Annotated in this window: 22 protein-coding genes, 1 tRNA gene and 3 pseudogenes; 8 read left to right on the top strand and 18 right to left on the bottom strand. The window is 51.8% G+C overall.

Annotation, left to right across the window (positions count from 1 at the left end; all coding sequences use genetic code 11):
* Window positions 1-76 precede the first annotated feature (76 nt).
* Both MRBBS_RS08470 and MRBBS_RS08465 read right to left on the bottom strand, forming a co-directional pair.
* Window positions 77-426: pseudogene (locus MRBBS_RS08470) on the bottom strand (DUF3147 family protein).
* 120 nt (window positions 427-546) lie between these two features.
* On the bottom strand, window positions 547-822 hold the full coding sequence (locus tag MRBBS_RS08465; RefSeq protein WP_041635177.1) for a metal-sensing transcriptional repressor: 276 nt from the start codon (window positions 820-822) through the stop codon (window positions 547-549).
* An 84-nt stretch (window positions 823-906) separates the two neighbouring features.
* Between MRBBS_RS08465 and MRBBS_RS08460 the strand changes: the two genes are divergently transcribed.
* The 3 genes from MRBBS_RS08460 to MRBBS_RS08450 are packed head-to-tail and all read left to right on the top strand — an operon-like array spanning window position 907 to window position 2,748.
* Window positions 907-1,269, top strand: a complete 363-nt coding sequence (locus MRBBS_RS08460; protein ID WP_014871053.1) for a hypothetical protein — start codon at window positions 907-909, stop codon at window positions 1,267-1,269.
* Window positions 1,270-1,314: 45 nt separating this feature from the next.
* Window positions 1,315-2,049, top strand: coding sequence for a HupE/UreJ family protein (locus tag MRBBS_RS08455; RefSeq protein ID WP_014871052.1), 735 nt, complete (start codon window positions 1,315-1,317; stop codon window positions 2,047-2,049).
* A gap of 15 nt (window positions 2,050-2,064) precedes the next feature.
* Window positions 2,065-2,748 (top strand): hypothetical protein, encoded by a 684-nt coding sequence (locus MRBBS_RS08450; protein WP_014871051.1) that lies wholly within the window; start codon window positions 2,065-2,067, stop codon window positions 2,746-2,748.
* Between the two features lie 100 nt (window positions 2,749-2,848).
* Here the strand turns inward: MRBBS_RS08450 and MRBBS_RS08445 are convergent, their stop codons facing one another.
* The 3 genes and pseudogenes from MRBBS_RS08445 to MRBBS_RS08435 form a co-directional block, all read right to left on the bottom strand.
* Complete coding sequence (locus MRBBS_RS08445; protein ID WP_014871050.1) at window positions 2,849-3,751, bottom strand: CopD family protein; 903 nt, start codon at window positions 3,749-3,751, stop codon at window positions 2,849-2,851.
* Between the two features lie 40 nt (window positions 3,752-3,791).
* Window positions 3,792-4,139 (bottom strand): copper resistance protein CopC, encoded by a 348-nt coding sequence (locus tag MRBBS_RS08440; protein ID WP_041635176.1) that lies wholly within the window; start codon window positions 4,137-4,139, stop codon window positions 3,792-3,794.
* Window positions 4,140-4,222: 83 nt separating this feature from the next.
* A pseudogene (locus tag MRBBS_RS08435) lies at window positions 4,223-6,924 on the bottom strand (efflux RND transporter permease subunit); the annotation flags it as partial.
* Between MRBBS_RS08435 and MRBBS_RS18930 the strand changes: the two are divergent.
* Window positions 6,900-7,121, top strand: a pseudogene (locus MRBBS_RS18930) (transposase domain-containing protein); the annotation flags it as partial. The pseudogenes MRBBS_RS08435 and MRBBS_RS18930 overlap by 25 nt on opposite strands.
* 754 nt (window positions 7,122-7,875) lie before the next feature.
* On the opposite strand, the gene MRBBS_RS08430 reads toward MRBBS_RS18930, so the two are convergent.
* The 9 genes from MRBBS_RS08430 to MRBBS_RS08390 all read right to left on the bottom strand — a co-directional run bounded on the left by MRBBS_RS08430 (window position 7,876) and on the right by MRBBS_RS08390 (window position 17,781).
* On the bottom strand, window positions 7,876-8,742 hold the full coding sequence (locus tag MRBBS_RS08430) for a c-type cytochrome (protein ID WP_014871044.1): 867 nt from the start codon (window positions 8,740-8,742) through the stop codon (window positions 7,876-7,878).
* 697 nt (window positions 8,743-9,439) lie between these two features.
* A complete protein-coding gene (locus tag MRBBS_RS08425) occupies window positions 9,440-9,970 on the bottom strand; it encodes a hypothetical protein (protein ID WP_227497604.1) in 531 nt (176 codons plus the stop codon).
* Window positions 9,971-10,171: 201 nt separating this feature from the next.
* The gene (locus tag MRBBS_RS08420) at window positions 10,172-12,478 is read right to left on the bottom strand and encodes a heavy metal translocating P-type ATPase (RefSeq protein ID WP_014871043.1); all 2,307 of its coding nucleotides are present in this window, start codon (window positions 12,476-12,478) and stop codon (window positions 10,172-10,174) included.
* On the bottom strand, window positions 12,475-12,699 hold the full coding sequence (locus tag MRBBS_RS08415; protein ID WP_014871042.1) for a hypothetical protein: 225 nt from the start codon (window positions 12,697-12,699) through the stop codon (window positions 12,475-12,477). The genes MRBBS_RS08420 and MRBBS_RS08415 overlap by 4 nt, the downstream gene beginning before the upstream one ends.
* Before the next feature lie 28 nt (window positions 12,700-12,727).
* On the bottom strand, window positions 12,728-14,080 hold the full coding sequence (locus MRBBS_RS08410) for an APC family permease (protein WP_014871041.1): 1,353 nt from the start codon (window positions 14,078-14,080) through the stop codon (window positions 12,728-12,730).
* 11 nt (window positions 14,081-14,091) lie between these two features.
* Entirely contained in the window at window positions 14,092-14,445 is a 354-nt protein-coding gene (locus MRBBS_RS08405; protein WP_041635175.1) for a hypothetical protein, read from the bottom strand.
* A gap of 164 nt (window positions 14,446-14,609) precedes the next feature.
* Window positions 14,610-15,359 (bottom strand): copper resistance protein B, encoded by a 750-nt coding sequence (locus tag MRBBS_RS08400; RefSeq protein WP_014871038.1) that lies wholly within the window; start codon window positions 15,357-15,359, stop codon window positions 14,610-14,612.
* Complete coding sequence (locus MRBBS_RS08395) at window positions 15,356-17,164, bottom strand: copper resistance system multicopper oxidase (RefSeq protein ID WP_014871037.1); 1,809 nt, start codon at window positions 17,162-17,164, stop codon at window positions 15,356-15,358. The genes MRBBS_RS08400 and MRBBS_RS08395 overlap by 4 nt, the downstream gene beginning before the upstream one ends.
* Before the next feature lie 77 nt (window positions 17,165-17,241).
* Entirely contained in the window at window positions 17,242-17,781 is a 540-nt protein-coding gene (locus tag MRBBS_RS08390) for a plastocyanin/azurin family copper-binding protein (RefSeq protein WP_014871036.1), read from the bottom strand.
* 229 nt (window positions 17,782-18,010) lie between these two features.
* Between MRBBS_RS08390 and MRBBS_RS08385 the strand changes: the two genes are divergently transcribed.
* Together MRBBS_RS08385 and MRBBS_RS08380 are read left to right on the top strand one after the other, a co-directional pair.
* Window positions 18,011-18,676, top strand: a complete 666-nt coding sequence (locus MRBBS_RS08385; protein ID WP_014871035.1) for a response regulator transcription factor — start codon at window positions 18,011-18,013, stop codon at window positions 18,674-18,676.
* The gene (locus MRBBS_RS08380) at window positions 18,663-19,997 is read left to right on the top strand and encodes a sensor histidine kinase (RefSeq protein ID WP_014871034.1); all 1,335 of its coding nucleotides are present in this window, start codon (window positions 18,663-18,665) and stop codon (window positions 19,995-19,997) included. Before MRBBS_RS08385 ends, MRBBS_RS08380 begins: the two co-directional genes overlap by 14 nt.
* A 214-nt stretch (window positions 19,998-20,211) precedes the next feature.
* Here MRBBS_RS08380 and MRBBS_RS08375 read toward each other — a convergent pair whose 3' ends face one another.
* The 3 genes from MRBBS_RS08375 to MRBBS_RS08365 all read right to left on the bottom strand — a co-directional run bounded on the left by MRBBS_RS08375 (window position 20,212) and on the right by MRBBS_RS08365 (window position 24,072).
* Window positions 20,212-21,174 (bottom strand): porin, encoded by a 963-nt coding sequence (locus MRBBS_RS08375; protein WP_014871033.1) that lies wholly within the window; start codon window positions 21,172-21,174, stop codon window positions 20,212-20,214.
* A gap of 37 nt (window positions 21,175-21,211) precedes the next feature.
* A complete protein-coding gene (locus tag MRBBS_RS08370; RefSeq protein WP_014871032.1) occupies window positions 21,212-21,976 on the bottom strand; it encodes a DUF2057 domain-containing protein in 765 nt (254 codons plus the stop codon).
* Window positions 21,977-22,185: 209 nt separating this feature from the next.
* Entirely contained in the window at window positions 22,186-24,072 is a 1,887-nt protein-coding gene (locus MRBBS_RS08365) for a choice-of-anchor I family protein (protein WP_041635174.1), read from the bottom strand.
* A gap of 177 nt (window positions 24,073-24,249) precedes the next feature.
* On the opposite strand from MRBBS_RS08365, the gene MRBBS_RS19955 reads away from it, so the two are divergent.
* The gene (locus MRBBS_RS19955; protein ID WP_014871031.1) at window positions 24,250-24,420 is read left to right on the top strand and encodes a hypothetical protein; all 171 of its coding nucleotides are present in this window, start codon (window positions 24,250-24,252) and stop codon (window positions 24,418-24,420) included.
* 418 nt (window positions 24,421-24,838) lie between these two features.
* Here MRBBS_RS19955 and MRBBS_RS08355 read toward each other — a convergent pair.
* Window positions 24,839-24,929, bottom strand: a tRNA-Ser gene (locus MRBBS_RS08355).
* Window positions 24,930-25,140: 211 nt separating this feature from the next.
* Here MRBBS_RS08355 and MRBBS_RS08350 point away from each other — a divergent pair.
* Complete coding sequence (locus tag MRBBS_RS08350) at window positions 25,141-25,671, top strand: isochorismatase family protein (RefSeq protein WP_014871028.1); 531 nt, start codon at window positions 25,141-25,143, stop codon at window positions 25,669-25,671.
* Window positions 25,672-25,746: the final 75 nt, after the last annotated feature.

Below are 25,746 nucleotides of genomic sequence, written 5' to 3'. Positions count from 1 at the left end.
CACAACCGACTTGTAAATCAAGTGGCAAAGAGATGAATACACTTCCGCGACCGCACATTCACCTGAAGCTTCATGGCTATAGCAAGATAATGTCAAATCGCTTAACTACCGCAGCGAGAACGCTAAAACACACCACAGCGATAATGGCACTTGCCGCAAGAGCACCCCAGGAGCCGAGACGAGGCAGAAGGAACGGAAAACCAGGAACATCGGTAACGTGGGCAGAACATACCAGAAGGTATACAAGGCGTGGTTGCTGATCTTTTCGGCTGGTTGGCCCTCCAGGTAAAGCCAGATCATGGCTAAGACCGTTACTATCGGCAACGCCGCAATCAGTGCGCCCAACTTATCACTGCGTTTGGCCACTTCTGGGATCAGAACCACCAGCAGAGCTGTAATAGCGTATTTTGTGATTATCCAGGCCAATTGAAAATCCTCTGAACTCAAACCGCTCCAGTTCCCGATTCTCCGCAGAGCAACTAGCAAGCGAAGAACAGGTACCAATACGTTCGGTGTTTCAGACTATCAATCATGATTCAACAACGTTCAAAGATAACGGGCAATGGCTTTGAACTCATCAACACGGCTTTTCTGTTCCGGTTCCAGTGGGCCAATCGCATCATCCCGGCAGTGCTCGATATGGCCCTGTACCAACACCCGCTTTGCCTGTTGAATGGCTTTTTCAACGGCATGAATCTGCAGCGCCAGTTCCAGGCAGGATCGCCCTGCCTCAATCATCCCTATCACGCTGCCCAGATGACCTTGAGCCCGCTTCAGGCGCTTGACGATTTGCAGATGCGAGTGGTGCGGTTGATCATTCACCGTATTTAATTCCTATCCCCTAAGGGAGGATGCTATCCTCTCTCACTGAATTAATTCAATAGCCTGACTAAAGAACTGACATCTATGGTGACGGCCACCCACCGTAAAAATTTGATTCCGCTTCTTGCCCTGCTGCTTGCGCTGGCTGGAATGACGCTCTCGGTCGTTGGCGGAGTGTCGTCTCACGGTGTCGCAGAGCTAAGTGCGTTTGTTTCCGAGGGTCACGATGGCCAGTCTCACAATCATGACGATGTTGACGAAAAGTCAAACAGTCACCCTCACCACGACGCGGGCAATCACAGCCATGAATCCGCAGATCGCCTGACGACCCGCCTCCTCACTGGTTACTCAATCTCGCTCCGACTGCCTATACCCTACGCCGGAGATTCTCCCCGCACCTTTCGTTTCCGGCTCGAACGCCCGCCAAAAACTTCTCTGATTGTTTAAGCCTCGCTGCACTGCAGCTTTTTAAACGAAATTATTGGAGTTGTTATGTTGTCAACGTTACTTGACGGCCGTTGGCGTGCGCGCACAGCCGCCGGCGGTCGCCGTCTGATCTGGGTGTTTCTCACACTGGGGTTGCTCGGAATGAGCGCCGAGGTGCTGGCCCATGCCATTGCCCAGGGAGACAAGGGGTACATCCAGGAAATATCCGGGGTAAACCTCATTGCATTCATCTATCTCGGGGCCAAACACATGGTCACCGGTTATGACCATCTGCTGTTTCTTCTGGGAGTCATTTTCTTCCTTTACCGCATGCAGCACATCGCAATCTACGTAAGCCTCTTTGCCTTGGGGCATTCCACCACCATGCTGTTGGGCGTGTACTTCAACGTAGGCATCAACAGCTACATCATTGACGCCATCATCGGGCTCTCAGTGGTGTACAAAGCACTGGATAACGTGGGCGCGTATCAGCGCTGGTTCGGCTTCCAACCCAACACCAAAGCCACCACCTTGATCTTCGGCTTTTTCCATGGCTTTGGCCTGTCGACGAAAATCATTGAGTACGACATCTCCCCGGATGGGCTGATACCGAACCTGCTTGCGTTCAACGTGGGCGTGGAAATCGGCCAGCTTCTGGCCTTGGCGATGATTCTCATCGTTATGAGCTACTGGCGTAAAACCGACGGTTTTTTCCGCCATGCCTATACCGCCAACGTGGCCATTATGAGCGCCGGCTTCCTGCTCTTCGGCTATCAGCTCACCGGTTATTTCGTCGCTTAATTCTGGAGATCTTTTATGTACAACACCGATATGCCCCTACGTAGTGAACTACCCAGCTCGGCACAGCTGATTCGATCCACCATCATTGCCGCCATCGTAGCGCTGGTTCTGCTGGTAACCGTGGTGATGCCTTCCGAGTACGCTCTTGACCCTACCGGCGCTGGTCGCCTGCTAGGTTTGACGGAGATGGGTGAAATCAAGATACAACTCGTGGAAGAAGCAGCCGCCGACGAGGCTGCGCAGATGGTGGCGGTGCAACCCTCCATCAACAAGGCTGTTTCAGAACCCGCTGAGCTTGTTTTCGAGGCATCCAAAGCTGTTGAAGTTGAGCCTGAGGTCGCGCCAAAAGTGGAGCAACCTGCCCCGACAATGGCCGCTGAACCCGAATGGCAGGACGAGGTCCGTGTTGTTCTCACCCCGGGTGAAGGCACAGAGTTTAAGCTTACTATGCAGAAAGGAGCCGTAGCCCGATTCGCCTGGGTATCTGAAGGCGGCCCTGTCAACTTCGACACCCACGGTGATGGTGGCGGGCGGTCCATTTCCTATGAAAAAGGCCGGGATGTCCCGGAAGATCAAGGCGAGCTGAAAGCTGCGTTTAACGGCAACCACGGTTGGTTCTTCCGCAATCGCAACGATAATGACATCACACTGGTGCTTCGCACTGATGGTGACTACGGTGAGCTAAAAAGAGCGATGTGATAACAGTAATCTGAATGATCGCTGTCACGGCCGGGCCTGTCGACTTTAGATGGGCTCGGTCGGGCACGACTCACACATGACCTACTCTAACTGGATTACATCACATCATCGGACCCACGAGTGTCGTCAGCACTGTCGTGATGGAATATATTCCGGCACCGATAAATTTTTCGATAAGCAGCGATTTTTTTAACCGACTAGCATTTTGCGAAGATAACAACTGCGGCACAAGAACGAATTTGTGTAAAGCTGCCAGCCCTAGCAGCAGTAGAAAAAAGATCAGTTTAGTGATCAAAAACAAACCATAACTGCTTGTAAACAAATTGTTCCAGGCCGTCAGTTGGTAAGATAAAAATAGACCTGCCAAAACCACTAATAAAACAGCAACGACCGCAAACTGTCCAAAGCGATGCAGCACCGCATGTGCTTCAGCAGAAGCTAAACGGTGGCACGCTAACCACAAAGGATACAAGGTACCCATCCACCAAGCTGTTAACGATAGATGTACCACAAGCACAAGTTGAAAAATCCACGACTGCGAAACCGCGTGACCCGCCTCGGTATACGAGGCTGCCGTGAGTAATAACCCAGAAAACCCCAGCCATGCGACCCTCGCACCCGGTTCAACCCAAGTACCGGTCAATCTTCTTTTGCGCCACAAAAAAACCAGTGCAACCAGCAGCAGAAGCAGCCCGAGAACTCTTATCAGTAACGCTTCTCCAATCGCAGAGTTCCATATAATCGAAACGATATCTGGCTCAAACATGCCAGAAACTCCCTCCTCAAGGACAGCGCCCACTCGTACAAAAAAGTGCCCGAAAGCACTGGTAATAGCCAATAAAACCGCAAAGAGCGCGTATTTCAACAAAGCGCCTTGCAGTCCTCTGTGCGCTTTTAAAAGATAGAGGCTGCAAACCCCGCCAACAGACCCGGCCACACCGGCATACAAAAGCCAACGGGTTATCAGGGTCGAGAATTCCCAAGAGGTTAGTTCCAGTCCCATCTTAAACACCGTTGGCCCGAGTTAACGAATACATCCGCTATTAATGCTGCATAAAGCCAAACGTTCCATCCATCATGTGGCCATCATCGCCCACCGCTTTCCAGTGCACGGTGTAGTTGCCGGGCAGCAATACGGGTGTCATCCCCTTGAAATGGGTGCCTGCTTCTTTAGCGCGTTCATAGTCGACGGCAACAGGTGTTCCATCAGCACCGATCACCTTTAGATTAATCAATTTCATAGGCATGTCAAAATTCACTTCGACATGCCTGGTTGGCTCCATCACCATTGCACCATCCTGTGGAAATGTGCCTTCCATCGTTGAATGTGCAAGGACTGAGGACGATGCGGCTAAAGCCACAATGGTTACTAATGTTTGGATCTTTTTCATCACAATTCACCTTTCATTTTAGTTTAAAAAATTTAAGATCTTTCGTCTGTAGGTGCTGTATTTTTTGCAAGCGAGCTCCGCTTTCACATGAAATAAATGGCCGGTAGCACCAACAGTGTGAGCACCACAGCACTCACCATACCGCCCACCATCGGCGCGGCTATCCGGCTCATTATTTCAGAGCCAGTGCCTGTGCCGTACAAAATAGGTAAGAGGCCAAAAATAATGGTCGCAGCTGTCATCAGCACGGGGCGTACCCGCATTCCCGCACCATGAAGCACCGCATGGCGTAACGTTTCTTCGCGAAGCTCAAGTCCTTGAGCATGGCAACGGTCAATCGTCTGTTGCCAGGATTGATTGAGATACACCAGCATAATGACGCCGATTTTGACCGCTACTCCGGCTAAGGCAATAAATTCCACTCCCACCACCACCGCCACCGAAAAGTTAAAGCCTTACCAATACATCAGCCAAATACTACCCACTAAGGCCAGCGGCAAGGTGCCCATAATCATGGCCATATAGATAAAATTACGAAAGTTAAGGAATAACAGCACAACAATAATGGCGAGGGTTAGAGGAACTACGTAGGTAAGCTTTTCTTTGGCGCGCAGCATGTATTCATAGTGACCAGACCAGTTCAACGAATAACCAGGGGGGAGTCCTACCTGTTCAGCGACCACTTGTTGAGCATTTTCGACATAGCGGTCAAGATCTTCACCTGCAAGATCAATATAGGTCCAGCCATTGAGCCTCACATTTTCACTTTTCAGCATAGGGGGACCGTTTTCGACGAAGATATTGGCCACATCACCGAGAGCAATCCTCAGGCCCGCGGGGGTCACAATGGGCAATAACTCCAATTTTTTGGGGGAATCCCGATAGTCCTGCGGATAGCGAACATTGATGAGATAGCGCTCTAACCCCTCAACCGTGCTGGAAACATTCATTCCTCCAACGGCTGACGCTAGAATTTCCTGAATATCTCCGATATTGAGACCATAACGGGCTGCTTTTTCTCGCTGAATATCAACTTTGATATAACAACCACCCGCAACGCGTTCGGAATATACCGATGCGGTACCCTCAACATCCTTCAGCACCTTCTCTAACTGTTGGCCGATCCCCTGAATGATATTCAGATCCGGCCCCGCAACTTTAATTCCCACGGGCGTTTTAATGCCCGTCGCGAGCATGTCAATACGCGTTTTGATTGGCATCACCCAAGCATTGGTTACACCGGGTAACCTCACTAATTGATCCAGTTCCTGCTTGAGCTTGGCCGTGGTCATTCCCTCGTGCCATTCGCTCTTAGGCTTCAGCTGAATAAAGGTTTCAATCATACTCAGTGGTGCCGGGTCCGTTGCCATTTCTGCTCTACCGACTTTACCGAACACGGTGACAACTTCAGGTACTGTGCGAATCAGCTTGTTGGTCTGTTGCAAAATTTGGCGTGCTACATCAGTAGATACGCCCGGGTAGGTGGTAGGCATGTACATCAAGTCGCCTTCATCCAGATCCGGAATGAACTCACTACCGATTTTATTCAGCGGCCATGCGCCTATAGCTAGTACCAAAACAGCACCAACCAGGGTTGTCTTTGGGAAACGCAGTACACCGCGCAGCGCAGGCATATAGACAGGAGCCAGCAATCGATTAAGCGGGTTCTTGCGTTCCGGTATCACCTTGCCACGGATGAAGTAGCCCATCAGTACTGGCACCAGGGTTATAGCCAATATCGCGGAAGCAGCCATGGCATAGGTTTTGGTGAAGGCTAAAGGCGAGAACATTCGGCCCTCTTGTGCCTCTAGCGCGAACACCGGCAAAAAACTAACGGTGGTAATAAGCAGACTGAAGAAAAGCGCGGGGCCAACTTCTGACGCTGCAGTTGCAACGACCTGCCAGCGATTTTCGTCCGTTAAAGGTGTCCTTTCCATATGCTTGTGCATGTTTTCAATCATAACGATCGCCCCATCAACCATGGCACCTATGGCGATCGCTATTCCTGCAAGAGACATGATGTTGGCGTTAAGACCTTGCCAATGCATGATAATAAATGCCGTTAGGATACCGACAGGCAAACTGATAACGGCGACCACCTCCACTCCATCAGGCAAACTTTTCTTTAACGACTCCAGCTTGGCTTTGACTCCATTGATGGTTGTCTGTGCGTTTTCGCCAAAGCGCATCACAACGACGCCACCCACAAGCTCTCCCTCACTGTCGAGCTCAGCAACACCCCGACGCATTTGTGGACCAATACCAATATCAGCAACATCTTTGAGCAGTAGCGGAGTGCCGTTTTGGTTAACACCTAGGGGGATCACTTCCAGATCCTCTATGCTTTGAATGTAGCCTTTAGCCCGGACCATGTATTCAGCCTCGGCCATTTCCACGACTGACGCCGCAACTTCAGAGACGCCCGGAACGGTTTGTAATTCATATTTAAGGAACCAGTCCTGCAAGGAACGCAATTGGCTCAAATCATTCTTACCGGTGCGGTCTTCCAATGCATAGAGGTACACCCAGCCTACGCGGTTGCATCCGGCCCTAATTGCGGACGAGCGTTTTCAGGCAACGAAGGAGCAACCTGACTCAGGTGTTCCATCACGCGGCTGCGAGCCCAGTAGATATCCGTCTTGTCGTCGAAAATACCGTAGACGTAGGAATCCCCAAAGAAGGAAAAACCTCGCATTGTCTTGGACCCCGGCACCGACAGCATGGCAGTGGTGAGCGGATAGGTAACCTGATCCTCCACCACCTGCGGCGCTTGGCCGTTCCAACTGGCTGTTCGCGGGTTCGTTGAGAACTGGCCAACGTGCTGCTGCGGTGATGACGCTTATCCAGTCCGCAAAGCTCAATAGGCACGATTCCTATGCCTATCTGAAGGACCTGCTGACGAGGCTACCGACGCAGAAGAACAGCGCCATTGACGAGCTTTGGCCTCATAACTGGAAGCCGGCTTTTACTGGCAAGGGTTGATGATCAGCCCATGTAACCCGCCTGCTGGCCTGGCTTATTATTTTTGATATTGGCCCGAGCAAGTTGCCACATACCAATGCGGCGCAAATATCCCATAGATGAAATTCAAGCTAATCACTACAGTTGGCATAGCTCTGCCAAACTCCAAACCCAAAAAACTTTATTCATCGAAGGAAAAACAACAAATAGCACCATTACAGAAGGGAACATACTAGCCACCATACCTCTTAATGCTGTTCGAATTTTCCACAAGGGAAGCAGTAATAGCAACATCCACAACCAACCCCAAATCATTCGCTGATACAGCCAAGGCGCAGTAAAATCTGCGCTTCATCGAAATACCGATAACATCAGATAATCCAACCTTTCCCAAAACCAGATATTGAAGCTATCCAGAAGCACGCCTAAGGCTCTGCCCATGAAGACTCCACTTATGCTCCGAACATATTTCATTGAACTCTCAGGGCTCTCTGGAATCTGAGATACTCTTTAAAATAACATCAGGCATCAGCTGCATTAGAGGCGGCAGCGGGTTCCGGGCTGAGCCCACGTTCGGGCGACGGGTCCAGTGGCGGCTGCATGCAGACGTTAGGTTTGCGGCGCGAATGTCTCGCCGATTACTACTCGAACTGCCGCCCCAACTCACAGTCGTCATTCTGAATAGCTTCTGAAAGCAGACACTCCATCAGGCCACTAGGTCAAAAAAGCACATTAAAAACCGACTTCACAACGTTAACAATCGAGAATTTGAAACTTACTCGATACTTGGTCCAAAACCCCGTCCCCTATTAAGCCCGTTGTTACGGTGCATCATTCCTTGATGATGCTTTCCGCCCCAGAAACGTTGCCATAAACCCACTTCAGATTTATCTTTTGGAAGCGTTTGCGCAAAACTTAGTAGGTCCAGAATGGTTATTTCACTCCATTGATCAATGGTTGCAGAAGGCATGCGAGTTCCTGGCTGACCATTCTTGACTTTGTGAATAAACTCCCATGGATTATCGACTGCAATTGTACCTACGAACTCGGGATCATCGGCATCGCCAAAGTTGATAGATGTGCCCGCAGCACCGTGACATGATTGGGCGCACGTACTTTTGAAAATTCTGCTGCCTGCTCTCGTGTCACCGCCTTGCACAACCCCGCCTTCATTGACGAATTTGGTGGTATCAACCAAGCCCTTTTTCATAAAAAGAGCGAGATCAGCAATGTCATTTGCCGCGAGATAGGTGCTGAAATCATGCAGTCTGTTTGTTTCTCCTTTTAGAGATGCTTCAAGCTGCTTTATCGACAAATTCATAGCCGCATTTTCGATTCCGGGAAATCCAGTTGCATGAGAGCCCTTACCATACGCGCCATCTTTTCCTTGGTAATCCCACCCATGACACTCCTTGCATCGAAATGTGGCATAACCCGCTCGCTTATTAGTGTTCTGCTCGCTCCACAAGGGGTGATCAGCGTCAGGCTTTTGTGTATCGACCGTAGTTTTCCACCAGTTGTCGTAAAGTTGACCTCCGCGGCTTATGTGCATCAATTCTTCAAATGCGTCGCCAGATTGTTGTGACCACGCGTTCGCGGTTATGAGGATAAAGATAACGGGAATTAACTTCAGATATTTCATGGCGTGGCTCTCTTATTTTTCGTGCCGTTATCGAAGTATTCCATGAGATTTCGTTTACGGCTTTTCATATAAGTGTAGCTGTAAATGCGCCAGCAGATATGGGAAATAGTTTCACAGTACACTTATACCAAGTAATGTCCGCCTTCAAATGCTCATCTTTCTAGATTTGGCTTAAACCTGCTCATCGCCACAGCTGTTTTAAAACCATCCGTGGAACCGGGGTAGAACCCGACTCGTCGAGGTAATGCCCAGTCAACGGAAAACATCGGTCACCTATTAACCGCGTTCGGTGATCTCCTTTACTAACTCGATTTTGAATTCTTCGGAGTATCGCTTTCCACTCACCACCACCTGTAGATTCAGCGTTTAGTGCGAAGCTATCAGTTGCCTACTTTACCAGGGCTTGCCACATTTCATCTCTACAAAAAAATAACGAGCAATTGCTTTCGACTCCTCACGTTGCCGCAAATGGATCAAGATATGATAGCCAGACGCTTACGTTGAAGAACATCGAGAGCTTCTCGACCATGTTTCTTAATTTTCGTTCTGCAGACCATGGGCGGCAAAACCTTTCGCACGCTAGCAAAGCGCTATCTCGATTATGTGTCTACGCAGCGCTTCATAGACCCATGTCAAGACACCGACGTTGACCTTTCCAGAAACGTTCTGGGCGAACGTGGTTGTCGCTTTGCTCGATCTACTCGCATTCGGTGCGCTTCGAAACCAGCCACCCAAGAAACATCCACCTTGTGGAATAGGCCAACAACATTGGCAAGACTACCCACTGGGCGAGCGGCAGTATTCCTGTGCCGGTCTCAGCAAGTTGGGGCATTTTTTCGTTGTAGCTCCACCGCTGCCCGTCTCCGGTCGCCCAATACTCAAAAACGATCGTCACGATCAGCCCGACACAAAGATAGACCAACAGAGTCGACCGGCTCCAGGATTTCGACACCCAGAACCAATCCCGGGATAGACATGCCGCCATCGTGTAAGCGCCCAAGGCTATATTCGCGTCTCCTAGGGCCGCACGTGTACAAAGCCAGACCACATCCCAGTGACGCGCTTCCGACATACCAAGGAAAAACGGTACTTGTGCCATTTCCCAGAAAAAATGCAGAAAGAAGCTTACACCCCAGACCATTAGAGCGAGCACGGCTGCGGCCCCTGGCCGGTGCGAAATCTTTAGAAAAACCATTGCACCTCCAACAGGGCCAGCGGTTTCCGACATGGATCAAGTCGCCAAACAATACCTTTAGACATTTATTGCGTTTCGGTTTCTGAGAGTTAAGCACACAGGTTGAGGACATCTGCACCGGTTTTATTATGCGGCCGCTATGCTGGCCCGGGTCAAGCGCTCATAACACGGACGGCGTGAGCTCCGTCACGCGAATACCCGCCTCCATTACCCAAGAACCCCTAACCCGGCAACCTAGTCGTCTGACAGCTTCACCACCCTCAATCGCAGGGCGTTCGTAATGACGCTCACCGAAGACAGCGACATGGCCGCAGCGGCAATGATGGGCGACAGTAGGACGCCGGCAACCGGGTACAAGACACCCGCCGCAATTGGCACGCCCGCGGCGTTGTAAACGAACGCGAAAAACAGATTCTGTCGGATATTGCGCATGGTTGCCCGCGACAACTTCCGTGCTTCTACAATGCCCATCAAATCACCGCGCAAAAGTGTAATGCCCGCGCTTTCGATGGCCACGTCAGTCCCGGTACCCATGGCAATGCCAACATCTGCGGTTGCCAAGGCTGGCGCATCGTTCACGCCATCGCCGGCCATAACCACAATGTGACCCTCATCCTTCAGACGCTGAATGATCTTGCCCTTGTCTTCAGGCAGCACTTCCGCTTCCACTTCATCAATATGAAGTTTGCGCGCCACAGCTTCGGCGGAGGTTCGGTTGTCTCCGGTCAGCATCACCACCCGAATGCCTTCCTTTTGCAGAGCGGCTATTGCCGCTCTCGTGGTCTCCTTGACCGGGTCCGCAATCGCCAGCAACCCACAAACACCGCCATCCACTGCGGCAAAAATAACGGTGGCACCGTCCTTTCTAAGCTGGTCCGCCTCTTCCTCAAAGGCGGAGGTATCGACGCCTTCTGATTCCATCAGCAACCGATTGCCAAGCAGAACCTTTTTGCCATCGATCTTGCCTGTGACACCTTTTCCGTTGGGAGAGTCGAACTCCTTGGCGTCCGGCAAGGTCAGTTCCATAGTTTTGGCTTTATCGAGAATGGCATTCGCCAAAGGATGCTCGCTGCCCTTCTCCAGGCCACCGGCATAGCGCATCAGGTCCTCATCGCTGAAACCGTTTGCCGGTACCAGCTTCGTCACCCGGGGTTTACCCTCAGTAAGGGTGCCGGTTTTATCCAACACTACGGTGTCGACTTTCTCCATGCGCTCCAACGCTTCTGCATCCCGGATCAGAACACCGCTCTGGGCGCCGCGTCCAACACCGACCATGATGGACATCGGCGTCGCCAAACCCAAAGCGCACGGACAGGCAATAATCAACACACTCACCGCCGCGATGAGACCAAAGGCCATGGGCGGCGTTGGCCCGAAGATCGACCAGACAATAAACGCAATGACGGCGATGAGAATAACCGCCGGCACAAACCATCCAGCCACTTTGTCTGCCAGCCCCTGAATCGGAGCACGGCTGCGCTGAGCGCTTGCGACCATCTGCACAATCTGGGACAGCATGGTGTCACGCCCGACTTTGTCGGCCCGCATGATGAAACTGCCCTGCTGATTGATACTACCGCCAATGACCGGATCTCCAGTCTTCTTGCTGATAGCCAGGGGTTCACCGGTAACCATGGATTCGTCGACGTTGGAGCTGCCTTCGAGCACCTCGCCATCCAGGGGCACCTTGTCGCCCGGGCGAACTCGCAAACGGTTGCCGACTTTGACCTGATCGAGAGACACGTCCGACTCGCTGCCGTCATCATTCAGCTTTCTTGCCGTCGCCGGGGCAAGGTCCAACAGGGCCTTGATAGCGCCAGAGGTTTTCTCCCGGGCGCGAAGCTCCAGCACCTGACCCAACAAAACGAGCACCACGATGACAGCGGCCGCTTCGAAGTACACGGCGACCGAGCCATCCGCCTGCTGGAAGGCCTCCGGGAATATTTGCGGCACCAAAGTCGCTACCAGGCTGTAGGTCAGAGAGACGCCCGTGCCAATGGCAATAAGCGTGAACATATTCAGATTTCGGCTGAGGATCGATTTCCAGCCGCGAACAAAAAAGGGCGCGCCGCACCAGACGACCACTGGCGTGGCCAAAATCAACTGAATCCAGTTGGAGATTTGCGGAGACACAATCTGGTCAATCTTGAAAAAGTGGCCACCCATTTCAAGCAAAAAAACAGGAAGCGCCAGGGCCAGACCGATCCAGAACCGACGAGTCATGTCCGTGAGTTCTTCGGAGGGTCCGTCATCAAGGCTTACTTCTTCCGGCTCTAGCGCCATTCCACAGATCGGACAGTCGCCCGGGCCTTGCTGGCGGATCTCCGGATGCATCGGACAGGTGAACATGGTGCCAGGAGCTACCGGCTCTTCTTGTTCACTCTTGTCACCGAGGTACTTTTCCGGAGCGTCATTAAACTTTGACTTGCAGCCGGACGAACAGAAATACCAGGTCTTGCCCGCATGCTCGCTGCGGTGCTCTGCGGTATGGGGGTCGACCGACATCCCGCACACTGGGTCTTTTGATGAATGCTCACTCATTCTGAGCTCCTGTTTTTATCCGCAGGCCAGCCGGCAAAAGCGATGAAATACAACAGCGCCAGGTTGACCATCGGAATGAGTATCAGAATTCCCAGCCAGCCCGGATAACCCGCGCGCTGGCAGATTCGCCAGACCGGTATGACAACTGCAATCGCAACCACCAGCATCCAGAGCCAGTGCCCGGCCCACATGGCGTTTCCAAACATGTTCTCGTTCATCATGGTATTTCCTCCCTTTCAAACTATAGACTCAATGGTGGTGTGAGTGAGCCTCATCGCTTTCTATCGCTCGCTTTCTTGCTGAAGACTTCAGGAATATCTGCTCGGCAACCGCAATAACAATCATCGTGATCACCGCCACACCGATCACAAAGGGGTCAGAGTTCAGTTTCACCCAAACAAAGCCGCCCAAAACCATCAGATCCAGACCGATCGCCACGACGGGCACCCACCTCTTCGCCTTCACATCCTGATACAGGTAGCGCAGCACACCCCAGTGAATTGAGATGTCCATCATTAGATAAAAGATAATACCGAGGGCCGCAATCCGTGAGAGATCAAAAAAAGCGGTCAGAACCAGGCCCAGCACCACGGTATAAACAAGCGTGTGTTTCTGGATACTGCCCGGCATACCAAAATGGCTGTGGGGTACCAGTTTCATCTCAGTCAACATGGCCAGCATGCGGGAAACCGCAAAGATACTGGCAAGAATGCCCCCAGCGGTCGCCATCATGGCAATCGCCACAGTGAACCACAGACCATAATCACCCAGTGCCGGACGTGCTGCGGCAGCCAGGGAGTAATCCCGAGTCTCGATGATTTCGGCGAGGGACAGATTGCTTGCAACGGCAAAGCCCACCAGGGTGTAAATAACCACGCAGGCGGCAATGGAGATCACAATGGCGCGACCAACGTTACGCTTCGGGTCTTTCACCTCGGCGCCGCTGTTGGTGATGGTGGTAAAACCTTTGAAGGCCAGAATACCGAGGGCTGTTGCACCCAGAAAATTGCCAACAACGCCGGTTTCCCCACTGCTGGGAAAATCGACCGCAAGGCTGTCGGCCAACCATACGCCCACCAGCCCGAAGACAAGAATGCCCGTAATTTTGAGGATCCCGATGAACGAGGCAACGCCCTGAATCCAGCGATTGCCCAGAAGGTTGATCATGAATGCCGTCAAAATAAGCGACACGCCCAGTATCGGCACCATGCGACCGCCTTCGTCACCTTCGAACAGCTGCATGGTGTAAGACCCAAACGTGCGGGCCAGAAAACTCTGGGCGATCACCATCGAGAAATACATCAGCAAGGCATTGAACCCCGTCGATAAGCGATCGCCGTAGGCCTTGTGCAGATACATACCAATGCCACCCGCTGACGGGTAAGCATTGGAGATTTTGATATAGGAATAGGAACTGAAGGAAATGACGATAGCGGCGGCCAGAAAAGCCAGCGGAAAGAGCGCACCTGCCATTTGCGCCATTTGTCCGGTAAGCGCGAATATGCCGGCGCCAATCATGACACCGGTGCCTAACATGACCGTTCCTGGCAGCGTCAGGCTGCCTTCCTGATAGCGCGAGGTTCTATCCGGGTCCTTGCTCATTCAAACTCCTTTTATTTTTTCATCGGTGGAATTTTTGAACAGCAGAAGGGATCAAGGTTGGCGTTAGCTCGGAGGTTTTCATCGCTGAATCGGTATCCAGCCAGTTTTCTGCGCTCCCACCAACCGCCTTTCAAATGACCTCCGTGCGACCCCACCAGCTCAATCAGAACGTCGGTTGACCAATGGGTGGCGTCGAAGGTGACGATCAACTGATTTTCCGATTTGCGCTCGGCAAAATCGACGCACGGATGATGATTCAACTCCTGAATGAAGTCCCTCCACTGAATCTCAGTAAGACCTTGGACGGCAAGTTTGCGTCGGAGCAGAAATTGAGCCTGGCTTGTTGCTTTATGAGCTTTCGTCATGAATTTCCCCTGTCAGCCGGTGTTCTCAGCCTCTATCACAACACGCCAGGCTGAACTCCAACTGAAAAAGGCAGGGGTAAACGGTCTATTAGACCAAAGCTTGAGTTACGTCAAATTGTGCGGAAAAAAGGCCGAGGACGAATGTCCAAGGCCCATCTGTAGTATCAGAAGGTAAGCCGTGCTCCAACTACCGCAAACCAGCTCTCTGTGCCGCCGCCATCGGCTCTGGCGAAGTCTGCTGTGTTGCCGTACTTGCGTTCGTGAACAACACCGACGTAGGGCGAGAAGGCGCGGTCAATAAGGTCATAGCTCAACCGCAACCCGGTTTCTGTTGATACCAGGCCCGTTCCAACCCCAATCTCTTTATCTTCACTGAACGCCACAGTCGCATCCAGAGTGGCCGAAAGTATCCAGTAGTTGGTGAAGAGCAGTTCATACTCTGCATCCAGAGCAGCGGACGTGTCGCCATCTTTGCTCACGTAAAAGTTCGCATCGATTTCGAACCACTGCGGCGCAAGGCCCGCGACCCCCAGCACGGCGTAGGTGCGATCAAGGCCTTCGGGCGTGTCAAACCTTATCCCGGCTTTGGCATCGAAGAAGTCAGAGATGGGAATTTGGCCCACCACTTGATTTTCGAGCGTTTCGTAAGCCTGCTCTTCAATGGCGTACTCGCCTTTTGTTAGCCAACGAACTTTCAGCGCATCCGTGCCGTAGAAAAAATCGCCGCTCCATACCCCAAGTTCTTCGTCGTCGTCACTGTAGCGGTATTCAAACTCCTCAAATTGCGCGCCCCACACTTTCAATGGCGCCTTCCGTTCAGTGGTGTCACGCACCCGCTCTTGAGCAAGTGCCAGAGTTGGCATAACACTCAGACCCAAAACTGTACCTACTATTAAAGGTGTCCATAGTTTCATACGTCACCTTCAACATTGCCCGGCAGGTCATCGGATGCCGCCTGCGTAGACTCCGGTCCGCCCTCAACAATGACTTTGCGGAACATGCCCGCTGCGGCGTGATAAGACAGATGGCAATGGAAGGCCCACTGGCCGGGTTCATCCACTTCAGTCTCCATGTAAACCGTGGTGCCAGGCTGAACGCTGATGGTGTGCTTGACGGGATTCAACTGGCCGGCGCCAACGTCGAGCATGGACCACATGCCATGCAGGTGCATGGGGTGGGTCATCATGGTTGTATTAACAAACTTGAATCGTACCCGCTCGCCATACTGCAGACGGATTGGATCGGCATCTTCATATTTGACGCCATTAATGCTCCAGGTGTACCGCTCCATGTTGCCAGTCAGTTTCAGTTCAATTTCCCGGGTTGGTTCGCGTTCGTCATAAAGCGGTTTTTGCGCTCTCAGGTCGGAATAAGACAGAAACTTGCCGCCATTGGCCGCAGTTGGAACCAGACCACTGCCCGCCGCATAAAAGGGATCGCTTGCGCCACCCATCGACGCCATTGAACCCTGGCCCATCGCAGAATGATCCATGCCCTCCATCCCTTTCATGCCGGAATGGTCCATACCAGCCATCTTGGAGTGATCCATGCCCTTCATGTCAGACTGAGTCATACCGGCCATTTTGGAGTGATCCATCCCTTCCATTCCCTTCATGCCGGAGTGGTCCATTCCGGACATGCCTTCCATACCGGCCATGTTCGAATGGTCCATGCCTTCCATGCCGCCCATGTCGGCCATGGTCAATCGGGCTGCTTCTCGCAATTCTGGCACCGCAGCGACCATTCCTGCCTCAGGAGCCAGCGTTCCCCTCGCATATCCTGAACGCCCCATGGACTCGGCAAAAATCGTGTAAGCCTGTTCTTCTTTGGGCCGCACAATCACGTCGTAGGTTTCCGCCACACCAATGCGGAACTCATCCACAGTCACCGGCTGAACATTGTTGCCATCCGCTTGAACAACGGTCATTTCAAGGCCTGGAATGCGGATATCAAAATAGGTCATGGCAGACGAGTTAATAAAACGCAGCCGAATCCGCTCGCCGGGCTCGAAAATGCCGGTCCAGTTCTGGTCGGGGCCTTTGCCGTTCATCAGGCCGGTAAACCCTTGCAGGTCTTCGACATCGGCTTTCATCATGCGCATATCGCCCCAAGCCATGCGATCTTTCACGGTGGCCATCAGGCCGTTTTCAGAAGAGTCTGAAAAAAATTCCCCAACGGTTTGCTGCTCACGATTGTAATAATCCGGCATTATTTTGAGGTTGCGCATGATGCGATCACCGGAATGGGGGTGCTTGTCGGTCAACTGAACCACGTAATCGCGATCGTAACGAAACGGTTCGCGGCCTTCGGGTTCAATCACAATGGCACCGTAGGCGCCATCTGGCTCCTGGAAGCCGGAGTGGCTGTGAAACCAATAAGTGCCTGATTGGGTGATGGGAAACTTATAAGTGAAGGTTTCCCCGGGCTCGATACCCGGGAAACTGATACCGGGAACGCCGTCCTGGGTGAAAGGCAGGATCAGGCCATGCCAGTGAATGGACGTCATTTCGTTCAGGTTATTGGTGACGTTAATCGAGACCTCTTCGCCTTCTTTAAAACGTAAAACCGGCCCGGGGGACGCGCCATTGTAGCCGATGCCCTCTTTAACAAAGTCACCGGTGTCGATCTGAACCCGGTCGACCGTCAGGTTGTATTCACCCGCCAGGCCAATAACCGGTAGAAGCAAGCCTAAAGCGCCTGCTAGAAGGGTTGTCTTCATCGTTAAAAACTCCTGACTACGTGACTGTTTTTGGGATTTGTCCGCCGCAGCGAGCATCCCGTTAACTCAGAATGGGATCAGTTAAAATTAACTTCACCGTACATGCCGGCCTGGTAGTGCCCCGGAACGTTGCAGGCGAATTCAATATTGCCCTTCTCCGAGAACTTCCAAACAACCTCTTGGCTCTCGCCCGCCTCTAAGAGCACACTATTGGGGTCGTCATGTTTCATGGACATGCCATTTCCCATGTCCATTTCCATCATGTCGCGATTCAGCTTGCCGCCCTGAATAACGCCGTGCTCTACCATCATCGCCATTTCCTTCTGATGGGATTCGTGCATGGCCGGGGTGCCAATATTGAATTCGTGCACCAGGCTGCCTTTGTTTTCAACCACAAAGCGCACCGTCTCTCCTGGTTTGACCTCGATAGATTCAGGCTCGTAGTAGTTGTCGTACATCTGCACAGTAATACTGCGCCCGGCTTCCGAGGCTTTACCCGGTTCACCGCTCTTTGCACCTTGACCGTGCCCGTGCTCGTCTCCGTGAGCGCCAGCCCCAAGAGCTGCTGCTGAAACTGACATGGCTAATGCTGCGACTACGAACTTTGATACGCTCATCAAACTTTCTCCTGTGATATGTCATGGCATGCGTTCAAAACACACTGGGTTCATCCGGCAACGTGAGCATTCGGCTAAAACGCTTGATATCATCGCTTATCAACCTGAATTCTTTCTGAAAATTCTGAAATATTTTTAGTTCAGGCTGAATTCAGGTTAATAGCGGACACTGCATCAGCCGGCTTGGTCTAAAGCATCATTAGGTGTGACACATAGATAGGAACGACAGATGAGATTACTGCTAGTAGAGGATGACCGTTTGTTGGCCGAAGGGCTCTCCAGCCAACTTGAGAAGGCCGGCTTCAGTGTCGATGTCACCGGCACGGCCAAAGAAGCGATGCTTTTGGGCGTGCAGGAAGACTACCGGGCAGCTGTGTTGGATCTCGGTCTGCCCGACGGAAATGGTTTAGACGTGTTACGGAAATGGCGGCAGGACAACGCAAACTTTGCGGTATTGATTCTAACGGCGCGAGGAGACTGGCAAGACAAAGTCAGCGGCCTGAAAGCCGGCGCCGACGATTATCTTGGCAAACCCTTTCAGACTGAAGAACTGATTGCCAGGCTGAACGCCATCGTGCGCCGCAGCGAAGGGCGGGTTCTCTCCTCAGTGAAAGCGGGTCACTTTGAACTCGACGAGAACCGGCAGTGCCTGAAAATCTACAACGGCCCGGAACACAGTTTAACCGGCACCGAATTTCGACTGCTCAGGTGTTTGATGAGCCGCCCCGGGCACATTTTTTCCAAAGAACAACTCATGGAGCAGCTCTACAATCTTAATGAAAGCCCAAATGAAAACGTCATCGAAGCTTATATCCGGCGCCTGCGAAAATTAGTGGGCGCGGAGACCATCGCAACGCGGCGTGGTCAAGGGTACGTGTTCGATGACGCTGTTTAAAAAGCCGGTGTCCGTAAAAGGAGCGCTTCTGACCCTGTTGTTACCCGCGGGCATTGCTCTCATGGCTATCGCCTGGTTTGTACACGGATTACTTCTGGAGAGAATGTCCCGGGAATTCGTCGAAAGTCGACTGAAAGACGAAGTCGCGTTCCTGGAGCTCCATATCCGACAGGCCGAAGGCAAGATAGATATGCTCAAGACCGGTGACTATTTTGAGAAGGTATTTCATCATGCTTTTGCCATCCAATCCCCAGATCAAACGATCATATCGCCGCAAGCCTGGCAACCGCTGTTAAATCCCTTGCTGCAATTTGATGGCGACGAAAGTATCAGAGTACACAATGCGAAAATAGCCAATGCACCGTCCGACATTCTCGCTTATCGGAAATCATTTGTTGTGAACGGCGTTGCTATCAAGGTTATCGTTTCAGAAGACATGGGAGCACTGAAAAACAGCCAGGCAGAACTGCATGCGTGGACGGCGATCGTGTCGATCTTGCTGATTATTTTGCTTGTGGGAATTATCTGGTTTGGTATTAACCTGTCAATGCGCCCCGTTGTCTCGCTTCAGGCCGCTCTCAAACGATTACAGAGCGGTGAAATATCGCGGATCAACGCAGAGGCCCCGGAAGAGTTCCAACCACTGGTGCAACAGCTCAATCAACTGCTTGATTCGCTGGATCAACGGCTTGAGCGCTCCCGGGAAGCGCTGGCGAACCTGTCTCACAGCGTTAAAACGCCCATTGCGGCGGTTAGACAGGTTCTTGAAGATACCAGCCGACCTCTTGATCATAGCCTGAGACATGAAATGGGATCGCGCCTGGGCGACATTGACAGGCAACTAGAAGCAGAAATGCGGCGCAGTCGGTTTGCCGGACCCCAGGTTGGTAAAAGTGCCTTCCCCGTCAAGCAAGCCCGCGATCTTTTGTGGATGCTGGGACGACTTTACCCCGAAAAGTCATTTGAACTGTCCACTTCGCTCACCGAGGAATTTCGCTGGCCGATTGAAGAGCATGATCTAAACGAAATATTGGGAAATTTGCTCGATAATGCCGGGAAATGGTCTGCAGAATGCGTTGAACTCTCTTTAGAACAGCGCGATGGTTTGGCGCTGATTGTCGTAACAGATGATGGGGCTGGCGTATTAGAAGATGATCAGGTGCACTTGGGTCAAAGAGGGCGACGGCTCGATGAACAAACTCCAGGACATGGGCTTGGGCTTGCTATAGTTCGCGAGATAGTCGCTCGGTATGGAGGTGAGACCTCTTTTTCAAATGGGTCAAAAGGAGGCTTGAAAGTACTGATCGTAATCTCTATTTAATGCCATTCTCAAAGACTAGACTCCGTACTCGAGCTGCATTCAGATCTGGAGGCGCAGGTTCAAATCCTGACATCTCACTCCGATGCCCTGTCACCTGATGAAAACCGAGAGGCATGCAAAAGTATAAACGCAAAAAAGCCGGGCAATTGCCCGGCTTTTTGTATTCCCTTTGTCACCCACTCGCCCTGAACAGGCGATGCGCTTTCAGTAAAACTTAGAACTTCACGCGCAAACCGGCCAGCATACCCATATCCACTTCTTTGCCATTTTTCTCCAAGTCACTGTTGGCAACCTCGGCAAAGACACTGACGTTCTTGGCCTGCGGGAACTTATAGGTGACGTTGGCGTACCATTCGGTGATGTCTTTGAAGCCATTTTCATCGGAGTCTTTGTTGCCCATGCCCACAGCCACATCGGTGGTGCTGGCAACGCCAAAGACTGCCGCAATGTTGTACTGCTTGGTCTCAAAGTCGGTGTTGTTGTCGGTCACGCTGTAATCCGCGGCCAGATTCATGAAACCGAAATCGTAGGATGCGCTGACACCATAGGTGTCCAGTGAATCCGCAGAACCGGCTGGATTGTTCACCTGATAGGCCGCTGCCAGAGTCAGATCCGCAATGTCGGTCGCCACGAACACATCGTAGTACTCACCATCAATGCCATCACCATCGTCTCGCGCGTCCATCTCGTGAGACACCGCGATGTACACATTGTCTAGCTCAACATCAACGCGCAAGGTGTCATCGCCATCAGTACCGGTATCATCAAAGCGGTCGTCATCGATGGTTTTAATTTCATAGGCTTCTTCGATGCCAAATTCATCGGAGGCGAAGTTCTGCTTACCGAAGGAGAAAGAGACCAGATTGTACTTCAGTCCTACGTAGGCTTCTTCCAGGTTACTGCCGTTTTTGTCATCTTCCGCAGCATCCTTGAAGCCAAAATCCAGGCGACCAAAAGCCGTAAGGTTGTTGCCCAGGTCATAGCTGACATAGTTTTTCAGCTCCAGGTCATCGTACTCCACTTCGGCACGCTCATCGTTGCCAATGGCCTGACGCATCTGAACCTGGAAATCGCCATTCAGTTTGTAGGTAAATCCGTCTTTTTCATAAATGGTTGCAGCGCTGGCAGAACCTGCCACTACAGAGGACACAGCAACAGCCAGAAGAAGCTTCTTCATGGGTTTTTACTCCAGTTTCGATTGGTTTTATGGGCTTTTAATTGCTGGATTGGATCCAGTTCTTCCACTCTTTTCGAGTTTGCTTGTCCGCCTGCACATACCAGTAGCGCAGCATTTGGCGAACCGTTTCCTGATCCTGAACGCCCTGACCGCCTGCCTTTGGCGAGTGCCCCGCTGTATCGTTATCGGTATCGGCATCAGCCAGGCCCGGCAGTTGCATGCGGATAGCCGCGGGTGACGAAGTGCGGTTGAAGGCTTCAAGCTCTTTCGGATAATCCCGGAACACCTGAAATCCCTCTTTTTCCAACACCTCCACGTGGTAATTCACAGACGTTCCTGCGGCAGTGGTCAGCCGGAAATTCCTCTGGCGATTAAAGGCTTTCATCTGTTGGCGGGTTTGAATGTGGGGAGCTGACAGCGTCAGCTCGGTATCAGCCGCTTCAAAAAGCAGAATAAAAGCCTCGCCGGTCTCGGGGAACGCATCATCGTTGGAACGGCCCAGCATTGCTGTGCAATCCACAACCAACTGCTGGGTGCCATTGGTCAGCGTCAGCGAGCTCTCCGGCAGAACTATTTTTTCTTCGCCGTTGACCACATAGGCCTGCAAACACGGGCCAAATGCCAGCGTTACTTCGGCAGGAGCCTGAGCAGAAAAAAACAGGGCCAATAAAAAATACGGGGCAACAATGGCTTTCAACGGATACTCCAGAAGTTCAGATTCGTAACTTTCCGGCGCGCGCTTTGCACTGAGCGACAACCGAAAGGTCAAAATTTTTAAAAAAGCCGGGAGCGACCCCGGCATCAAAGTTTCTTCACCTAAAAGTAAGCGTCAACTCAAAGCTGGAATTCCTCTCCAGCTTTGAGTCTCTAATCTACAGGTGACTTATTTCAATGAAATTAAGTATTTATGAAAGTTTTATGACGGAAAGTGCGAGGAAGGAGATAAACGGGAAAAGCCCAGAGCGGCGGCAAAACCGCCACTCTGGGTTTGTCTTTCTTCAGGAACAGGCGTTAACGAATTTCGTAAATGGTCGTTGTGCCACTCACTTCGTTGGCCACAAGCAGCAACGGTCGACCGTCCGGAGCCTCTTCAGCAGAGATAAAGAGAATACTTTCGGGGCCAAGGTCTCCGGCGGCCCAGGCAGGGGCATTGCCATCGTCAATACGGTCTTTAATCGGATAATCGAAGTTCCGGTTATTGACGTATTGAATGTATTCTGGGCTGGCGGGGTTGCTGATGTCATAAATCATCACCCCACCCGTACGCTCCAACCCGATGAACGCATAGGTGTGCCCGTTGATCTGCGCAGCTTCAATCGCTTCGGGTTCAGGCCCTTTGGCATCACTGCGGCTATCGCCACTGTTTTCATCATTGTCATTATTAAAATTGGGACCCAGCAGGTTGGCGGTAATCACTTCGAATTCGTTGCCGCTGTCGGCAATCAAATCCCCAGAACGACTCCAGATGCTAAAACTGCGCGCGCCATAGGCCAGCGATTCGTCCAGCTCGCCGTCGCCATCAGTGTCTGCAGTCAGAGTCGTCAGTAATCGGCCAATGCCGGCTGCGTTAGTGAAATCCGCCTGCCGAAACACATTCTTATTGGCCAAAGGCGCATCCGCAAACCGGATTTCCTCTACGAAGCCATCGTATTCACGGGCATCGCCTTCATTGGCGGTCAGGTAGTAGACCTTGCCGTTGATTTCCACAGATTTGATGGTATCGGGCATGTACATGCCGTGAACCGGCCAGTTGGCGATATTGACTGCATCATCCTTGTCTGACACATCAAGCTCATTACCGGGAATGGCATGGTTTTTTGTACCCAGGGCGATTATTCGCGTCACTTTCGCCTGTTGAATATCGATCACCGCAATGGCGTTGTTTTCTTGCAGAGTCACCCAGGCTTCCGTCCCGTCTGGCGATACCGCGATGTATTCCGGTTCAAGATCCTGAGCTACCGACGACTGACCGTCATGTAGATACGCTCTGAGTGTTGTGTCTTCGTCACCAGCTTCAGTGTCACCGTCAAACTCGGTGGTCAGAGTGATGGTATTGCCAGCAATCGAGGCAACTCGATAGGGCAAGGGATCACCTTCACTACTGGCGACGGTCATCCACATGCCAACATCAACAGCAGAGGCATCCTTAACCGTCAGTGTCGCGGGCTCGCTGTTTTCAAACCCGGTCACCTGCAATTCAGTTCTGCCGTAGTTGCCAAAAATCCGCACCTGCTCCGGCAGTTCGGAGGCCCGGGGACCATTCCGGTTAAAATCTTTGAAATCTACCGTTACTGCCTGAGCTTGAGCCGGATTCTGGACATCGATAATCGTCACCGAACCTTCAGGATCCTGGCTATAATCAGGATTGGGTTCGCCTTCATTGGCTACCAGTATGTGCCGACCGTCGGGCGTAAACGTCAACATATCGGGAAGCGAGCCCACGACCACTTCCCCGAGAAAACGCAGGTCATCGGAGCCATATATTTGCACCCGACCGGCAGATGTCTTTGTGCTGTGTTGAACAGCAACGGCCACCCGACCGTCAGAAACGCTGACGCTATTAATAGCCCCAGCTTCTAGCCAATGCGCACTGGCAAAGATCGTTCCCACTTTCTCAGGATGAACAGGATCACTCAGGTCCAGAACATCCACCGCGCCTTGCTGGGCGTTGACCACAAATACTTGGGTGGTATCCGGATCATAAGCAACAATTTCTGCAGCACTCTCATCAAATTTATTATCGATACTGGTAAAGCGTCCTATTTCGGTCAGGAAAATCTGCTTACCAGTAATGGGCATAGCACTATTGGCCGTATTGCTAACGTTACCAGCACAGGCTGACAGCCCCATGGTGGCTGAAAGAATGGCTGCTGCAAGAATGGATTTGCGGATTTCCATGTACGCCTCTCTGATTTGCGATCGGATTTCACCTTTCGACAACGCTAGTTATTCAGTGTGACAAAGAGGCGTCAGAGAGAAGACAGTTTGACTACAATCTGTTTACAGATAGTTGAATAGCAATTACCGTAGGCTCCGCGGTGCGGTCAATTCACCCGTCACACAGAATTGGGCGGAATGCTGAATCTGGTCTGGCTTAAAAGCTTTATCACCCTCGTCCAGAGCCGGAGCTTCCAAACAGTCGCCAAAAACCCGGGAATCGTCAGCCAACTGACCCGCGGCGAACTGGATATAGCGGTTATGGAATGGTGGAACCCCAAACCCGGTTTCGAGGCGCGTGACTGTTAACAGGAGTTGGTGGTGGTGATCGTTCCGCTGGATCATCCCTGCGCCAGGCTTAGCGAGATAGGCTCGGAAACCCTCGCAGGCATGACGCTACTCGTCGCAGAGTCCGGCACCGGTCGGTTCTTAGCAACCTTTTTGGCGACAACGGCCATTTCCCCGAAGTGTCCGTGTAACTGGGCAGCACGGAAGCGGTAAAACAGGCCGTTCAGGCAGGTCTTGGCATTTAACTGGTTCTGGCAGCGGCCGTTAGCGAGGAAGTCAGGGTTGGCACTTTGCAAGCCATCCCGATCAGTGGTCCGGGTTTAGCTAAAGAACTGATGGCCATCTTTCCTAATGCTATTGACCGGCATCCGCCGATTGCCAATTTTATTCCCGAAACGAAAAAACCCTGATCTTCTCGAAGAAAATCAGGGTTTTAAATTGGCGGAGAAAGAGGGATTCGAACCCTCGAAACGCTATTAACGTTTACACACTTTCCAGGCGTGCGCCTTCAGCCACTCGGCCACCTCTCCTAAAACGGTGTCGAATCAGAAAATGATCGTCGATTCGAGGGCGCAGACTTTAATCGTTTTATCAGAGTTTAGCAACCACCTTGAAACCGAAATCTGCAAAACTTCCAGCTTGCGCCGTTAATTGTCTGTACGATAAACGTCATTCCTTGTGTGTCTATCAAGCGGCATGATTCGTTTCAGAATATGAGCAGAACTTAAAGGCGGATAATAAATGTTGATGCGATCTGACCACTCAACCCTGCTGCTAATCGATATCCAAGAAAAACTGATACCAGCGATTGCCCATGGACAGGATGTGGTCAGCCAATGTGTCACGCTGGGAACGATTGCAGCACTATTGAACGTACCGGTTTTAGCCACCGAACAGATGCCAGAAAAACTCGGATTCAATCTGAAAGCGGTCAAGGAGCTTTGCCACAGTACCCTGACCAAACATCACTTTGATGCCTGCTCGGACGGCCTGGTCGAGGCTCTACCCGAAGGCCGGCCACATATTGTTATTGCCGGCTGCGAGACCCATGTGTGCGTGATGCAAACGGCACTTAGCCTGATTGATGCCGGCTATTCGCTCTGGGTGGTAGCAGATGCTACAGGGTCGCGTAAAGAATTCGATCGGGATGTCGCCCTTGACCGTCTCAGGGAAGGCGGCGCGCAAATCGTTACTGTTGAAATGGTCGCGTTCGAGTGGCTGCGCCACTGCAAAAAAACGGCCTTCAAAGATCTTCAGCGGTTGATTAAGTAGCCAGAAAACCCAATCATCTGTTCATAGACAGGCGGCGTAATCATTACTCCCGTTTTCACCCGTAAAGAGGTCAAC

The organism is Marinobacter sp. BSs20148 (assembly GCF_000283275.1).
Taxonomy (GTDB): Bacteria; Pseudomonadota; Gammaproteobacteria; order Pseudomonadales; family Oleiphilaceae; genus Marinobacter; species Marinobacter psychrophilus.
The sequence above is the reverse complement of the archived record's forward strand: the minus strand, read 5'-3'. Positions and strand labels throughout refer to the sequence as shown.

What these genes read in the sequence shown, in the direction of transcription:
- MRBBS_RS08460 (WP_014871053.1), top strand. Translation starts at nt 907, where the DNA reads ATGGTGACGGCCACCCACCGTAAAAATTTGATTCCGCTTCTTGCCCTG.
- MRBBS_RS08455 (WP_014871052.1), top strand. Translation starts at nt 1,315, where the DNA reads ATGTTGTCAACGTTACTTGACGGCCGTTGGCGTGCGCGCACAGCCGCC.
- MRBBS_RS08450 (WP_014871051.1), top strand. Translation starts at nt 2,065, where the DNA reads ATGTACAACACCGATATGCCCCTACGTAGTGAACTACCCAGCTCGGCA.
- MRBBS_RS08445 (WP_014871050.1), bottom strand. Translation starts at nt 3,751, where the DNA reads ATGGGACTGGAACTAACCTCTTGGGAATTCTCGACCCTGATAACCCGT.
- MRBBS_RS08440 (WP_041635176.1), bottom strand. Translation starts at nt 4,139, where the DNA reads ATGAAAAAGATCCAAACATTAGTAACCATTGTGGCTTTAGCCGCATCG.
- MRBBS_RS08430 (WP_014871044.1), bottom strand. Translation starts at nt 8,742, where the DNA reads ATGAAATATCTGAAGTTAATTCCCGTTATCTTTATCCTCATAACCGCG.
- MRBBS_RS08425 (WP_227497604.1), bottom strand. Translation starts at nt 9,970, where the DNA reads ATGTCGGAAACCGCTGGCCCTGTTGGAGGTGCAATGGTTTTTCTAAAG.
- MRBBS_RS08420 (WP_014871043.1), bottom strand. Translation starts at nt 12,478, where the DNA reads ATGAGTGAGCATTCATCAAAAGACCCAGTGTGCGGGATGTCGGTCGAC.
- MRBBS_RS08415 (WP_014871042.1), bottom strand. Translation starts at nt 12,699, where the DNA reads ATGATGAACGAGAACATGTTTGGAAACGCCATGTGGGCCGGGCACTGG.
- MRBBS_RS08410 (WP_014871041.1), bottom strand. Translation starts at nt 14,080, where the DNA reads ATGAGCAAGGACCCGGATAGAACCTCGCGCTATCAGGAAGGCAGCCTG.
- MRBBS_RS08405 (WP_041635175.1), bottom strand. Translation starts at nt 14,445, where the DNA reads ATGACGAAAGCTCATAAAGCAACAAGCCAGGCTCAATTTCTGCTCCGA.
- MRBBS_RS08400 (WP_014871038.1), bottom strand. Translation starts at nt 15,359, where the DNA reads ATGAAACTATGGACACCTTTAATAGTAGGTACAGTTTTGGGTCTGAGT.
- MRBBS_RS08395 (WP_014871037.1), bottom strand. Translation starts at nt 17,164, where the DNA reads ATGAAGACAACCCTTCTAGCAGGCGCTTTAGGCTTGCTTCTACCGGTT.
- MRBBS_RS08390 (WP_014871036.1), bottom strand. Translation starts at nt 17,781, where the DNA reads ATGAGCGTATCAAAGTTCGTAGTCGCAGCATTAGCCATGTCAGTTTCA.
- MRBBS_RS08385 (WP_014871035.1), top strand. Translation starts at nt 18,011, where the DNA reads ATGAGATTACTGCTAGTAGAGGATGACCGTTTGTTGGCCGAAGGGCTC.
- MRBBS_RS08380 (WP_014871034.1), top strand. Translation starts at nt 18,663, where the DNA reads ATGACGCTGTTTAAAAAGCCGGTGTCCGTAAAAGGAGCGCTTCTGACC.
- MRBBS_RS08375 (WP_014871033.1), bottom strand. Translation starts at nt 21,174, where the DNA reads ATGAAGAAGCTTCTTCTGGCTGTTGCTGTGTCCTCTGTAGTGGCAGGT.
- MRBBS_RS08370 (WP_014871032.1), bottom strand. Translation starts at nt 21,976, where the DNA reads ATGCCGGGGTCGCTCCCGGCTTTTTTAAAAATTTTGACCTTTCGGTTG.
- MRBBS_RS08365 (WP_041635174.1), bottom strand. Translation starts at nt 24,072, where the DNA reads ATGGAAATCCGCAAATCCATTCTTGCAGCAGCCATTCTTTCAGCCACC.
- MRBBS_RS19955 (WP_014871031.1), top strand. Translation starts at nt 24,250, where the DNA reads ATGCTGAATCTGGTCTGGCTTAAAAGCTTTATCACCCTCGTCCAGAGC.
- MRBBS_RS08350 (WP_014871028.1), top strand. Translation starts at nt 25,141, where the DNA reads ATGTTGATGCGATCTGACCACTCAACCCTGCTGCTAATCGATATCCAA.